This window comes from Burkholderia sp. AU33423 (assembly GCF_002223135.1).
GTDB classification, from domain to species: Bacteria; Pseudomonadota; Gammaproteobacteria; order Burkholderiales; family Burkholderiaceae; genus Burkholderia; species Burkholderia lata_D.
This window is the reverse complement of sequence record NZ_NKFH01000007.1, coordinates 2302488-2315889: the sequence shown is the minus strand read 5'-3', so window position 1 is coordinate 2315889 and position 13402 is coordinate 2302488. Positions and strand designations below refer to the sequence as shown.

Below are 13402 nucleotides of genomic sequence, written 5' to 3'. Positions count from 1 at the left end.
TACGAAATGCGCATCAGCGGGGCCGGCGTGTTGCGCCGCACCGTTACTCGTCGAGACACTTCACGCACAGCCGCTTCGCCTGGCTGGCCGCGAGCCCGCGGCACATCATCACGACCGGGCGGGCGTGGCACGACGGCGCGTCGGCGGACGCGGCGGGCGACGGCAGCCGGCGTGCCCGCTCGGGCGGCGTGGTCGCGGCCGCGTCCATGCGCCGCTGGCGCGCGGGCGGCGGCGTGTCGCTGACGACGGGAATCGGCCCGACGCCGCCTTCGCGCGCGTTGCGCTGCGCGCTGGCGACGACGCGGCTCACGTAGCCGCTCGAGAAGCCGGTCGTGAAGTTGCCGCTGTAGTAGCACGACAGCGCCGCGCGCAACGCGGCCTGCGTGGCGCGACCGGTGCCCGACGAGCGCGCGAAGCATTCGGTCAGGATCGCGCCGCCGGCCCGCAGGTTGCGGCACGGTTCGAACATCGTCGCTTCATCGAGCCCGTATTTCGTGAAATTGCGCTCGTTCACCTGCGCAAGGCCGACGCTGTAGCTGAAACCGCGCGCCGCGAGGTCGCGCGCGGTTGCCCGCGCTTCGTCGAGCGATGCGGGCTGGCGCGCCAGATGGCCGCCGACCACGCCGATCGCATACGGATTGAAGCCCGACTCGGTACGCACGAGCGCGGCGAGCGTGTCGGGATCGACGTTCGGCGCGCATGCGCGTGCGAGCGTTGCGAAGCCGGTACCGACGCCTGCGGCCTGCGCGCGGCGCACCGGCAGGCACGAGAGGGCGAGTGCGGCCAGCGCGCACAGGCAGGTGGCGGCGGTTCGCAGGCGGTGCGCGCTCATCCCGCGCCCGCCACCCGGTACGACATCACGAGGCCGTGCACGAGCAGCGACCAGCCGTCGAGCGCGACGAACAGCAGCAGCTTGAACGGCACCGAGATCGTGGTCGGCGAGATCATCTGCATGCCGAGCGCGAGCAGGATGTTCGCGACCAGCAGGTCGACGACGATGAACACGATATAGATCACGAAGCCGATCTGGAACGCCTTCGTCAGCTCGGCGAGCGTGAAGCTCGGCACCAGCACCAGCAGGTCGTCGTCCTTGATGCCGTCCGCGCGGTTCTTCGGCCACACCGAGGTCGCGGTGCGCACGAAGAATTCGCGATCGCGCTGCCGCGTGTGCGACACGAGGAACTCCTTGATCGGCGGCAGCGCGGCATCGGCGAGCGCGCCGACGTCGGCCGTCGACAACTGTCCCGACGCATCGAAGTGGCGCGCCTGCAGCGCGTCGCGGATCGACATCCCGACGGGCGCCATGATGAACAGCGACAGGATCAGCGCGATGCCGTTCAGCACGAGGTTCGGCGGCACCTGCTGGATCCCGAGCGCGGAGCGCAACAGGCCGAGCACGACCACGAGCTTCGTGTAGCTCGTGACCATCAGCGCCGCGAACGGCGCGATGCCGAGCGCGGCGATCACCGCGATCAGCGCGACCGGATTCGGCAGGTTGCCCATCGTTCAGCGCTCGCGCGGCGCGGGCTGGGTCAGCGTGACGACCCGCACGCCGAGCTTCTGGCCGACCGCGATCAGGTGCCCCGTGCCGATCAGCATCCCGTTCGCGACGAGATGGATCACGCTCTGGTTGATCCCTTGCTGCAGCTCGATCACGGCGCCGGGCTGCAGCGCGCTCAGTTCGCCGAGCGGCATCGACGTGGGCGGCAGCTCGAAGCGCAGGTCGACCGCGAGGCCGTCGAGCGGACGCGGCGCGTCGGCAGGCGGCGCGTCGTGCGTCGTCGCGGACGCGATGTCGGTGCGGGTCGGTTCCAAAGGCATCTCCCTGATTCGTTCGACGGTCAGCCGGTTGCCCGACGGCCGTCCGGTAATCTCCCACGCCGGCGCGGCAGGCAGCCGCGCGACGCACAGCAGGTTCTGCTCGTGCGCTTGCCAGCGTTCGATCGCGATGATGTCGCCGGCGACGACGTCGGCCAGCTCGGCCGTCGTCAGCTCGGTCCGGCCGATATCGAACACGAGCGGCACGGGCAGGTTCGCGTAGGCCGCGCGCGCGTCGGCGGGGGCGGCCGGCGCAGCCGCGAAGAACACGGCGAGCGCATCCGGCGTGTCGAACAGCAGCGCGCCATGGCAGCGCCAGGCGGCGTCGGCGCGCCGCAGCTCGAAGCGCAGCGCCGCCGGCGACGCGCGCCAGGCGGGCACGCTGTCGGGCGGCGGCAGCAGTTCCACGCGCTGCCGCGTCGTGGCCTGCAGCACGGTCGCGAGCGGCGCGCACAGATCGGCGAGCAGCGCCGCGCGAATCACGGCCGGCACGGCCGGATCGGCCGCGTCACCCAGCCATGCGGCTTCCGCGACCGGGTCGATCCACAGCGTGCCGGCGGCCGGGCCGACGACGAAGCGGTACGCGTGCGCATCGGCGGCCGGTTCGGCGTCGACGCGCCAGCGCACGTCGTACGCGTGCTCGCCGAGCGTGACCGGAACGGCGCCGGTCGCGCAGTAGGCGTGCGACAGCCCGCGCGCGGCGGCGGCGGACAGGCGCGGCAGGTAGGGCGACGCGTCGAGCGCGACCGCGGCGGTGGCCGGCCCTGCGGCGGGCGGCGCGCAAGCGTCGGGCATCGCCCGGTTCGCGGCATCGCCGGCGTCGGCATTCGTCAGGAACAGCGCAGGCACGGCGGGATCGGGGCGGATTCGGCGTTGGTTCGACGGGTTGTTCTGGGGCCGGTGGCGCTCGGGGACGCGCGGCTGCTGCGTCGATTGTAGGGACCGCCATGGCCGTGTGCCGCGCCGGAATCCGTAGTCGCGCGCATCGCGGCACGCGCGCCGAAGCGGGGCGCTACGAAGCGTGACGAAGCGGGCAGGCCGCGGTCGACGCTCAAAAGCGACCGCCGCCCGGAGGCGGCGGTCGGGTCGCGACTGGCTGGCGGGCCGGGCGGCGTGCAGGCCGCGCCCGACGGGCGGGGCCGCGAGGCGCTGCGGATCGCCGCAGCGCGGTGGGGTTAGCCGGCGCTCCGCGTGCGGGCGGCGCGCGGGAAGCGTCAGGCGTAGTCGGCGGCCATTACGGCCTGCGGCGCCACGCGCAGGATCGGCGCGGCTTCGTGGCGCTCGACGTGCGTCATCGCCGCACCGAACAGCACCAGGCGATAGCCGACCGCGTAGATCGGGATGATCCGCAGGTTCTTGTCGTGATCGAGCTGCAGCTTCGAACGGATACGCGAGATATGGGTGTCGAGCGTGCGCGACGACACGCCGAGTTCACGGCCCCACACGGCTTCCTGGATTGCCTGCCGCGGCACGATCTTGTTCATGTTGTCGAGCAGGAATTCGACGACGTCGAATTCACGCGGCGTGACATCAATGATCTTGTTGTCGATTTCGATCGTGCGGCGCACGAAGTTGATTTTTATGTTGTCGATGTACAGGTATTTGCAATCCATGGTGGCCCTCGCATGTCCTTAAAGGAGTGTTTGCGGGTCCTGTGCTGCAACTTCCGGGCCAGGGAAAGGATCGGCGGGGGTCGACAGGGTGCGGCACCGGCGCAGGCGGCGCGGCAGCCTTGAATTTAAAAGAATTTTTAACGGGAGGCGCGGGGCGGAGAGAAAAGGGGGCGGGACAACCGTGAAGGATTGTTACGTAGCATCGGCGGGCGACGTTACGGGCGTTACGTCCGACGTAACGTGTGGGGCGCGGCGGGGGAGTGGCATGAGGAACACGTCGCGGTGCAGGTACGAGGTCGGCAAATCGAACCCTACATGGAACCCTACATTCAACCCGACACGATAAGGTAAAAAGTTGATATAAATCAGTGACATAAGTGGTTATAATTGCCGACACGGAACCCTACATTGAACCCGACAGGGAAGCATGACCACAGTCGCTACCTTCGAACCGCCATTTCCCGAGGATCGCGTACTCGATCCGCTGCTAGAGCAGGCCGCCGAGCTCGTCGACTCATCACATCGGTTGCTTGCCGTACGTGATACTCCGCTGGCCGCCGCGCTCGTGCCGCAGTTGCGCGCCATGAACTCGTACTACACGAACAAGATCGAAGGGCAGCACACAACGCCCGCCAAGATCGAGGCTGCGCTGCATCGGGATTATTCGACCGATATTGTCGAGCGCAAGAAACAACGCTTCGCGGTCGCGCATATCGCGACGGAAGCGGCGCTCGAGGAGGAATGGCGAACGCTGCCGGTTGCCGCACTCTTTGAGCCGGCGCGAATTTCGGCCATTCACGCTCGCTTCTTCTCCGGTTTGCCAGTCGATGAACGACTGACCAGTGAAGGGAAAGCCATCGTTCCGGGCGAATTTCGCCGCGCGGATGTGACGGTGGGGCGTCATCTGGCACCGGAGCCCGAGATGGTCGAGCCGTTACTTCAGGCCTGGGCGACACGTTATGCCCGCATTCGCGCCAAAGAGTATCAACTGATCGGTATCGCCTGTTCGCATCATCGTTTGATCTGGGTGCACCCGTTCATGGATGGCAACGGCCGGGTGGCGCGTCTGCATTCGCATCTCGGACTACGCGCTGCGGATCTGACCCATGGTCTTTGGTCGCCACTCCGGGGGCTGGCGCGAGAGCACGAACAGTATTACGCCAGGCTGAGCGAGGCCGACCAAACGAGACGCAACGATCTGGACGGCCGGGGCAATCTGTCCCAGGAGGGGCTGGTCAAATTTGCGCGGTTCTTTCTCGAGTGCTGTCAGGACCAGGTTGGTTTCATGGTGCACATGACGGAGTTCGAGGGGGTGACCGGACGATTGCTGGATCTGCTGCGATACCTGGAGGCCAATCCGTGGACCATCAGTTCGGAAAAATCAGTCATCAAACCGGAAGCCGCGGCGCTGGCCATGGAGTTCGTTGCACTACGCCGAACGGTCACGCGAGCGGAATTTGCCCAGATGCTCGGTGTGAGCGATGTATTGGCGCGCCGAATCGTCCGTTCGCTGCTGGATTGTGGACTGCTGACTTCGCCATCACATCGCGGTGAACTGTCCTTTGGATTGCCGCTGAGCGGCCTCCGTTTTCTTTTTCCAAGGCTCTGGCCTGAAGTCGAGCTTGAGTGAGCGTTGCCGTTGGGGCGTGCAATCAGGCCTCGGTTCCAGTCAGCGTTACGTCTTCCGCGAGGTGCTTGAAAACGCCGGCCGCAAGGCGTTTCCACCCCGCGGCCGGCGTTCCGGCCCATCCTCAAGCCTTCGCGCTATCCGCCGAATCGAACGGCAGCACGTAATGCCGCTTGCCCGTTGCCGCGAAGATCGCGTTCGCGACCGCCGGCCCGATCGGCGCGACGCCCGGCTCGCCGACCCCGGTCGGGGCTTCGGCCGACGGCACGATATGCACTTCGACCTTCGGCATTTCGGCCATCCGCAGCACGTGATAGCCGTCGAAGTTGCGCTGCTCGACCTGACCGTCCTTCAGCGTGATCGCGCTGTGCATCGCCGCGCCGAGCCCGAAGCCGATGCCGCCCTCCATCTGCGCGGCGACGATGTCGGGATTGATCGCGATCCCGCAATCGACCGCGCACACCACGCGCTCGACCTTCACCTTGCCGTCCGCGTCGACCGACACCTCGGCGACCTGCGCGACATAGCTCTTGAACGCCTCGGCGACCGCGATCCCGCGCCCACGGCCCTTCGGCAGCGGCTTGGCCGGATCCCAGCCGGCCTTCTGCGCGGCCAGGTCCAGCACCGCGCGCATGCGCGGCTCCTTCGCGAGCAGGTCGCGGCGGAATGCGTACGGATCCTTGCCAGCCGTGTGCGCGGCTTCGTCGATGAACGCCTCGACCGCGTAGGCCGTGTGCGAGCTGCCGACCACGCGCCACCACAGCACGGGCAGGCCGACCTTGGTGGTGGTGAGCTCGACCGACACGTTCGGCACCGCGTACGGCAGGTTCGCCGCGCCCTCGACCGAGGTGGCGTCGACGCCGTTCTTCACCATGAACGCCTCGAACGGCGTGCCGGCGAGGATCGACTGGCCGACGATCCGGTGGCGCCAGCCGACCAGCTTGCCGTCCGCGGTCAGCCCCGCGTCGAGCTTGTGGAAGTACATCGGCCGGTAGAAGCCGCCCTGGATGTCGTCCTCGCGCGTCCACTGCAGCTTGACGGGCTTGCCGTCCGCGCCGAGCGCCTTGGCGATCGACACGGCCTCGACCACGTAGTCCGACCACGCGTTCGCGCGCCGGCCGAAGCTGCCGCCCGCGTACAGCGTGTGGATCTGCACCTGCTCGGGCTTCAGGCCGGCCGTCCGGGCCGCGTTGGCCTGGTCGACCGTCTGGAACTGGTCGCCGGCCCAGATTTCGCAGCTGTTCGCCGTCAGCTTGACGACCGCGTCGAGCGGCTCCATCGGTGCGTGCGCGAGATACGGGAATTCGTACGTCGCGCTGATCTTGCGCGCGGCGCCCGTGATCGCCGCATCGGCATCGCCGTCCTTGCGCGCCGACGTGCCCGGCTTGTCGGCGAGCTGCCGGTATTCGCGCATGATCTCGTCCGAGCCGCGCTTTTCGGCGTTCGTTTCGTCCCATTCGATCTTCAGCGCGTCGCGGCCCTGTTTCGCGGCCCAGAAGCCGGTGCCGACGACCGCGACGCCACCCGGCACCTGCACGACCGACACGACGCCCGGCACGGCCTTGGCCGCCGTCGCGTCGAACGACTTCACCTTCGCGCCGAAGCGGGGCGGGCGCTGCAGCAGCGCGACGCGCATGCCGGGGACGGTCGTGTCGAGCGTGAAATGCGCGGTGCCGTTCGATTTGGCCGACGCGTCGACGCGCGGAATGGGGTGACCGATCAGCTTGAAATCGGCCGGCTGCTTCAGCGTAACCTTGTCCGGCACCGGCAGCTTCGACGCATCGGCGACGAGCGTGCCGTACGTGGCCGTCTTGCCGCTCTTCGCATGCGTGACGACGCCATTGGCGGTCGTCAGTTCGCTCGCGGGCACCTTCCAGCGGGCCGCCGCGGCCGATACCAGCATCGCGCGGGCCTTGCCGCCGGCTTCGCGCAGTTGCTGCCACGAGTTCGCCATGGCCGAGCTGCCGCCCGTCCCCTGCATCGTGCCGAACGCGAGGTTCGCGTAGCGTTTCGCATCGGCGGGCGCGCTTTCGACGCGCACGTGCGACCAGTCGGCGTCGAGCTCCTCGGCGACGATCGTCGCGATGCCCGTATACGCGCCCTGGCCCATTTCGACGTGCTTCGCGATGACGGTGACGGTGCCGTCGGGCGTGATGCGCAGGAATGCATTCGGCGCGAAACCGGCGGCGGGCGCGGTCGCGGCGAGCGCGCGGCGGCCGAAGCCGCTGAAGTCGAAGCCGATCGTCAGGCTGACGGCGACCGCGGCGCCCGCGGCCTTCAGGAACGTGCGGCGCGACGGACGCACCGAACCGGTGTTGTCGAGTTCGATCGTCATGGTCAGGCTCCCAGCGTCGCGGCCGCGTCGTGGATCGCCGCCCGGATGCGGGCGTAGGTCGCACAGCGGCACAGGTTGCCGTTCATCGCGGCGTCGATGTCCGCGTCGGTCGGCTTCGGGTTCTGTTCGAGCAGCGCGGTGGCCGACATGATCTGGCCGGACTGGCAGTAGCCGCACTGCGGCACCTGCAGCTTGACCCAGGCGGCTTGCACGGCATGGGCCGGCTTGCTCTGCAGGCCTTCGATCGTCGTGACGTGCTTGCCCGCGATGCCGGCGAGCGGCAGCACGCACGAGCGGACGGCCTGGCCTTCGAGATGCACGGTGCACGCGCCGCACTGCGCCATGCCGCAGCCGAACTTCGGGCCGGTCAGTCCCGCGTGTTCGCGAATCGCCCAGAGGACGGGCATCGACGGATCGGCGTCGAGCGTGACGTTTTTGCCGTTCAGGACAAAGGAGGTAGGCATTGTGATTGTCTCCGTGGGGAAAACCCGGCATGCGCCCGGTTACAGGGTCTGCTCACGCTCATAGCGGGCTTGCGCTGGCCCCCAGAAGGGCCGAGCGCAAGGAATGCGACGCAGCGAATACTCGACGTATTCGCAAGGAGCATGACGCCGCGATCGGCCCTTCTGGGGGCCAGCCCCACGAATGAATTGATCCAAAACAGGGGAACGTGCGTTGCCGGCCGTATTGCGGCGTCGATCGTCGCTTGTCCCCCAAGGGGACTTCCTTCGGGGCGTTTGGCTCGGCCAAACGGCGCTCCTCACTCCTTGCACTACGGCCGGCAACGCACGTTCGCAAGCCCGCTATGAGCGTGAGCAGGCCCTGAGTGTGCGCGAGCGGCCGGTATTTGCGTCTACCCAATCCTGCAAATTTATTGAACAATCCTGCAAATCCCCGGCAGGCGGCGGGCGGTTTCGCTATGCTCCCGCGACATGAGGAAATTGATCGAGGAAGCGTCATGGACATGACCGATATCGTGGCGTCGCGCGAATCCGGGCAGCGCGAGCTGGCGACGCTGATCAGCCGTTTCGCGCCCGCGGACGGCTCGCATTCAACGGCTGTGCCGGGTTTGATGCTGCACCGGCACACGCGGCCGGTCGATCTCGGCTGCGGTGTGTCGCGGGCCGCGCTCGTGATCGCCGCGCAGGGCTCGAAGCGCGTGATCGTGGCCGGCCAGGCTTACGAGTACGACGCGCAGAATTGCCTGATTACCTCCATCGACTTGCCGATCCTGTCGCGCGTGACGTGCGCGTCGCCGGACGCGCCGTACCTGTGCCTGTCGCTGACGCTCGATCCGCAGCGCATCGTCGAGCTCGCGGCCGAGATGCGGCTGCCCGAACCGGACGCGGGCCCCGAAGGCGAGGGGATCGCGCTCGCCGAGCTGACGCCGCCGCTGCTCGATGCCGCGCTGCGGCTGATGCGGCTGCTCGATACGCCGGCCGACATCGCGGTCGTCGCGCCGCTGATCGAAAAGGAACTGCTGTACCGGCTGATGACGAGCGGGCAGGGCACGCGGCTGCGGCACATGGCGATCGCGGGGAGCCAGACGCACCGGATCGCCCGCGCGATCGAATGGATCCGCGATCACTTCGCCGAGCCGATGCGCGTCGAGTCGCTCGCGCAGGCGGTCAACATGAGCGTGTCGTCGCTGCACCATCATTTCAAGCACGTGACGACGCTGAGCCCGCTGCAGTACCAAAAGCAGTTGCGGCTGCACGAGGCGCGACGGCTGTTGCTGCGGCAGGGCGGCGACGTCGGGTCGGTGGCCGCCGTCGTCGGCTACGAAAGCGCGTCGCAGTTCAGCCGCGAATACAGCCGGCTGTTCGGCGCGCCGCCGATGCGCGACGTCGTGCAGTTGCGCAGGAAGGAACTGCTCGGCTGACGGCGGATCGCTGAAAGCCGGCGCGCCGTCGATCGCCGCGCCTGTCACCTGGCGACCACCGTCGTCTGCAGGAAGGCCGGCGCGATCCGCCAGTCCGGTACGTAATGCGCCGGCCACGCGCCGGGCGTATCGACCGCGTTGAAATACACCACGGCCGTCAGCAGCGGATAGCGCCACAGCGACCGCTGGAATTCGTCGAGTGCCTCGCGCTTGCGCGCATTCGACCCGTCGACGCCGAGCTCCGTGACCATCACCGGCAGCCCGTAGTCGGTCACCCGCTCGTACTTGGTCCGCAGGATGCTCGCGGCGGACGCGTGGCCGCCGGCCGGCCAGGTCGCGCAGCGCGGGCAGTCGAACACGGACAGGCCGATGTCGTCCACATAGCTGCGGCCCGGGAAATAGTCGTCGAGGTTCCGGTTGCCGGCCGGCGACCACACGAAGCGGATCTGGTCGGTCATCGCGCGGCAGGCGGTCACGACCCGCCGGTACGCCTCCACGTAGGCCGACGCATCGCCGATGGCCCACGGATAGCGTCCGGTATCGGCCTCCATCTCGTGGCCCCAACGCACGAACACGGGGTGCTTCAACGCGGCGAGCGCCGAGCAGGTGGCCGCGATCCGCGCGTCATAGCGGCCGTGCGCGATATCGTCGAGCAGCGCGCCTTGCCGCGTGTCGCCGGCCGCCCACGGCTCGACGGTCAGCATCAGCGTGCGGTTGCGCGCCTGCGCGCGCCGGTCGGCATCGTCGATTTCCGCGCGGATGTCGGGCGCGTTCCACGACACGAACACATGGTCGAACGCGAGATTCCGGTCGCCCGCGAGCGTGTTCTCGGGATCGTAGGCGCCGAGGTCGGGCTGCTTCACCGGTTCGCCCGGCACGGGCGCGACCACGGCCGGCAAACCCGAGCGCCACATCATCGCCTGCCAGCCTTTCGGCGCGCGCAGCCCGATGCCCGACAGCAGCATCGCGAGCGCGATCACGAACAGCGCGTTGCGCACGGGCAGGCGGCTGAAGAACATCTGCCTGAACGCCGACCACTCGAGCCCTTGCTCCCGGCCGTGATTCACCGCGACGACGGCCGCGATCACCAGATACAGGATGCTCGTCAGCGTCGAGAACAGATAGAAGCCGGCGGCGTTGCGCGGATTCTCGACCGTGACGACGGGCAGGCTGCAGAACAGCGAGATCAGCAGATACGGGGCGACCACGCGCAGCGGCGCGTCCTGTTCGATCGTGCCGCCTTTCGGCGTGACCTTGAACGGAAATTCCTTGCCGCGCACGCAGTCGAGCACTGCCGACACGCAGCCGAGCACGACCCACGGCCAGCGCGCGAACACGAACGACAGCCCTTCCCACGACAGCAGTTTCGTATTCAGCGGGCGGCACGACTGGGTCGACTGCGTGGCCCAGGTCACGACGCACAGGATCAGCACGGAGAGCGGCAGCGCGTAAGTGAGATACGTGAGGTAGTCGACGTGTGCCCACACGCGGCCGGTGAGCAGCGCGACGACCGGAATCACGACGCCGCCGGCCATCGCGAGCGCGCACAGCGGGTACCACAGCTGGCAGAACAGGAACTGCGCCTTCAGCTTCAGCGGCAGCCCCATGAAATAGTGGCGCGTGTAGCGCAGCATGATGATCATCACGCTCTTGGACCACTGGAATTCCTGCGTGGCCAGGTCGCCGAACGTGCGCGGCCCTTCGCCGTTCGCGATCGCGTTCAGCGCATGCATGCCGCGCCAGCCCTTCGAATTGAAGATCATCGTGGTCGAGTGATCCTCGGCGAGCTCGGGCCCGAGCCCGCCGATCTCGCGCAGCGCGCGGCAGCGTACCGCATAGTGCGAGCCGATGCACAGCGGCGCGAGGCCGCCCGCATAGCCGGCCTGCATCGTGCCGTGCAGCGGCCCCTCGACGTTCACGCGCCCGCGTGCGCTCCAGCTCACGGCCGCATTGCTGTCGCAGATGCTCGGCGCCGACACGTAGCCGACTGCCGGATCGACGAACGGTCGCAGCATCTCCTCGAGATAGGTGCGGGTCGGCACGTGATCGGCATCGAGCTGCGACACGAAATCGTAGTTGTCGTAGCCGACCCTATCGTAGAAGTACGCGAGATTGCCTTCCTTGCATCGGGTCCGGCGCGGCCAGCTTTCGCGGTGGTACGTGGCCACGCCGCGCCGCGTCGACACGAATACGCCGTGCTCGCGGCACCAGTCGAGCGTCTCGGGCGACGGGTCTTCATCGGCGAGCCACGTATCGTGCGGGTAGGTCTGGTCGAGCATCGCGAGCAGCGTCGTGCGGACGATGTCGAACGGCTCGGACGGCGCCTTGGTGACGACCATCGCGACGCGCCAGTCGCGCGGCACCGGCAGCGCGGGGTTCGGCATGACCGCCGAGCGGATGATGAAGATGAAATAGCCGGGAATGAAGGTGGTCCAGAACAGCACGAAGCAGTTGACGCCGAAGCGGAAGGCGTCGACGTAGTGCTCGTCGCGCAACCACCAGCGCCAGAAGATGCCCAGCGTGACGAACCAGCCCAGCGCGAGGATGTGGAAGACGACACGCGTCCCGCTGTCCATCAACGGGACGAGGAGCGGAACGTCCGCGTTCATCGATGCGGTGCGATCCGCTTCGGAGGAGGGGGTGTCGGCGGTATCCGGCGCGGGGCCGCCCGCAAGCGACGCAACCAGCTTCTTCATGGTGTTCTCCCGTCAAGGTCAGACCATCAGTCTTGAAGCAGGCCGCGTGGCGGCCGGGTACCCTCGCTGGCATGCTGTGGGTCCGGTACCGGGTTGGCCGATGTGCGTTCGCCGCACGAGCGGCCCACGCGTTCATAGCGGCGAAAGCCGCTGTCGACGGCGAGCCGCTCGCTGAACAGGTTGCGCATGTCGAGCATCACGGGATCGGCCATGTGATCCGCGAGGTCGGCGAGATCGAGTGCCTCGAACGCTTTCCATTCGGTCATCACGACGACCGCGTCCGCGCTGCGCACCGCGTCGATCGCGGAGCCCTCCATGAATACCTGCGGCAGCAGCCGCGACGCTTCGTGCGGACGCGCCGGGTCGTATGCGCGGATATGCGCGCCCGCGCCGACGAGCAGCTGGATCACGTCGATGCTCGGGCTTTCGCGCACGTCGTCGGTCTGGCCTTTGAACGTGAGGCCGAGCACCGCGATGCGCTTGTCCTTGATCGAGCCGCCGCAGGCTTTCTCGATGCGGCGCAGGATCTGCTCCTTGCGCAGCGCGTTCGATTCGATCGCCGCGCTGACGATGCGCAGCGGCACCGCATGTTCGGAAGCCGTCGCCTTCAGTGCGCGCGTGTCCTTCGGGAAGCACGAGCCGCCCCAGCCGGGGCCGGCCTTCAGGAACGACGCGCCGATGCGGCGGTCGAGGCCCATCCCGTTCGCGACCAGTTCGACGTCGGCGCCGACGGCTTCGCACAGGTCCGAGATCTCGTTGATGTAGCTGATCTTCACCGCGAGGAACGCATTCGCCGCGTACTTCACGAGTTCGGCCGTTTCGATCTCGGTCGCGAGCACGAGATGGCCCGCTGCTTCCAGCGGCGCATAGATGGCCTTCATGATCTCGATCGCACGCGGATGCTCGGCACCGAACACGACGCGGTCCGGGTGCATGAAATCGTCGATCGCCGAGCCTTCGCGCAGGAACTCCGGATTCGATGCGATCGCCGCGTCGATGCCGTCCGGCGCGCAGCGTTCGACGATCTGCTTGACGATCCGGTTGGTGCCGACCGGCACCGTCGACTTCGTGACGACGACCGCGAAACCGGTCAGGTTCGACGCGATCTCGCGCGCGGCCGCCTCGACGTACCGCAGGTCCGCCTGATCGGTGCCCGGCAGCGTCGGCGTGCCGACCGCGATGAATACCGCGTCGCGATCGCGCACGCTCGCCGCGAGGTCGCTGCTGAAGCGCAGCGTGCCGCGTTCGACGTTGCGGGCGACGACGGCGTCGAGGCCCGGTTCGTAGATCGGCATGCAGCCTTCATTCAGTGCGTCGATCTTGCCGCGATTGTTGTCGATGCAGACGACGTCATGCCCGAGATCCGCGAAGCATGCGCCGCTGACCAGCCCGACGTAGCCCGTACCGACGATGGCGATCCGTACCTTCATG

Annotated in this window: 10 protein-coding genes; 2 read left to right on the top strand and 8 right to left on the bottom strand. The window is 67.9% G+C overall.

The genetic code is table 11. The features are described 5' to 3' along the window. Positions 1–43: 43 nt before the first annotated feature. The 4 genes from CFB50_RS29015 to CFB50_RS29000 form a co-directional block, all read right to left on the bottom strand. On the bottom strand, positions 44–832 hold the full coding sequence (locus tag CFB50_RS29015; RefSeq protein ID WP_089448119.1) for a lytic transglycosylase domain-containing protein: 789 nt from the start codon (positions 830–832) through the stop codon (positions 44–46). Then, the gene (gene sctR / locus CFB50_RS29010) at positions 829–1503 is read right to left on the bottom strand and encodes a type III secretion system export apparatus subunit SctR (RefSeq protein WP_069252125.1); all 675 of its coding nucleotides are present in this window, start codon (positions 1501–1503) and stop codon (positions 829–831) included. The genes CFB50_RS29015 and sctR overlap by 4 nt, the downstream gene beginning before the upstream one ends. A gap of 3 nt (positions 1504–1506) precedes the next feature. Further along, positions 1507–2667, bottom strand: coding sequence for a type III secretion system cytoplasmic ring protein SctQ (sctQ, locus tag CFB50_RS29005; RefSeq protein WP_089448118.1), 1161 nt, complete (start codon positions 2665–2667; stop codon positions 1507–1509). A gap of 365 nt (positions 2668–3032) precedes the next feature. Beyond that, the gene (locus CFB50_RS29000) at positions 3033–3431 is read right to left on the bottom strand and encodes a winged helix-turn-helix domain-containing protein (RefSeq protein ID WP_089448117.1); all 399 of its coding nucleotides are present in this window, start codon (positions 3429–3431) and stop codon (positions 3033–3035) included. A 427-nt stretch (positions 3432–3858) separates the two neighbouring features. On the opposite strand from CFB50_RS29000, the gene CFB50_RS28995 reads away from it, so the two are divergent. Further along, positions 3859–5061, top strand: a complete 1203-nt coding sequence (locus CFB50_RS28995) for a Fic family protein (RefSeq protein WP_089448116.1) — start codon at positions 3859–3861, stop codon at positions 5059–5061. Between the two features lie 121 nt (positions 5062–5182). Here CFB50_RS28995 and CFB50_RS28990 read toward each other — a convergent pair whose 3' ends face one another. Both CFB50_RS28990 and CFB50_RS28985 read right to left on the bottom strand, forming a co-directional pair. Further along, entirely contained in the window at positions 5183–7393 is a 2211-nt protein-coding gene (locus CFB50_RS28990; protein WP_089448115.1) for a xanthine dehydrogenase family protein molybdopterin-binding subunit, read from the bottom strand. Positions 7394–7395: 2 nt separating this feature from the next. Continuing rightward, the gene (locus CFB50_RS28985; protein WP_089448114.1) at positions 7396–7857 is read right to left on the bottom strand and encodes a (2Fe-2S)-binding protein; all 462 of its coding nucleotides are present in this window, start codon (positions 7855–7857) and stop codon (positions 7396–7398) included. Positions 7858–8351: 494 nt separating this feature from the next. Here CFB50_RS28985 and CFB50_RS28975 point away from each other — a divergent pair, with 494 nt between their 5' ends. After that, entirely contained in the window at positions 8352–9275 is a 924-nt protein-coding gene (locus CFB50_RS28975) for an AraC family transcriptional regulator (protein ID WP_046548314.1), read from the top strand. A 44-nt stretch (positions 9276–9319) separates the two neighbouring features. Here the strand turns inward: CFB50_RS28975 and CFB50_RS28970 are convergent, their stop codons facing one another. Both CFB50_RS28970 and CFB50_RS28965 read right to left on the bottom strand, forming a co-directional pair. Further along, on the bottom strand, positions 9320–11971 hold the full coding sequence (locus CFB50_RS28970) for a glycosyltransferase (protein WP_089448113.1): 2652 nt from the start codon (positions 11969–11971) through the stop codon (positions 9320–9322). Positions 11972–11997: 26 nt separating this feature from the next. Beyond that, on the bottom strand, positions 11998–13401 hold the full coding sequence (locus tag CFB50_RS28965; protein ID WP_089448112.1) for a UDP-glucose dehydrogenase family protein: 1404 nt from the start codon (positions 13399–13401) through the stop codon (positions 11998–12000). Between the last annotated feature and the right edge of the window lies 1 nt (position 13402).

Bases quoted from the DNA above. Each gene is read 5' to 3' on its own strand.
- sctR (WP_069252125.1), bottom strand. From the start codon at position 1,503: ATGGGCAACCTGCCGAATCCGGTCGCGCTGATCGCGGTGATCGCCGCG.
- CFB50_RS28970 (WP_089448113.1), bottom strand. From the start codon at position 11,971: ATGAAGAAGCTGGTTGCGTCGCTTGCGGGCGGCCCCGCGCCGGATACC.
- CFB50_RS28985 (WP_089448114.1), bottom strand. From the start codon at position 7,857: ATGCCTACCTCCTTTGTCCTGAACGGCAAAAACGTCACGCTCGACGCC.
- CFB50_RS28975 (WP_046548314.1), top strand. From the start codon at position 8,352: ATGGACATGACCGATATCGTGGCGTCGCGCGAATCCGGGCAGCGCGAG.
- CFB50_RS29015 (WP_089448119.1), bottom strand. From the start codon at position 832: ATGAGCGCGCACCGCCTGCGAACCGCCGCCACCTGCCTGTGCGCGCTG.
- CFB50_RS28965 (WP_089448112.1), bottom strand. From the start codon at position 13,401: ATGAAGGTACGGATCGCCATCGTCGGTACGGGCTACGTCGGGCTGGTC.
- CFB50_RS29000 (WP_089448117.1), bottom strand. From the start codon at position 3,431: ATGGATTGCAAATACCTGTACATCGACAACATAAAAATCAACTTCGTG.
- CFB50_RS28990 (WP_089448115.1), bottom strand. From the start codon at position 7,393: ATGACGATCGAACTCGACAACACCGGTTCGGTGCGTCCGTCGCGCCGC.
- CFB50_RS28995 (WP_089448116.1), top strand. From the start codon at position 3,859: ATGACCACAGTCGCTACCTTCGAACCGCCATTTCCCGAGGATCGCGTA.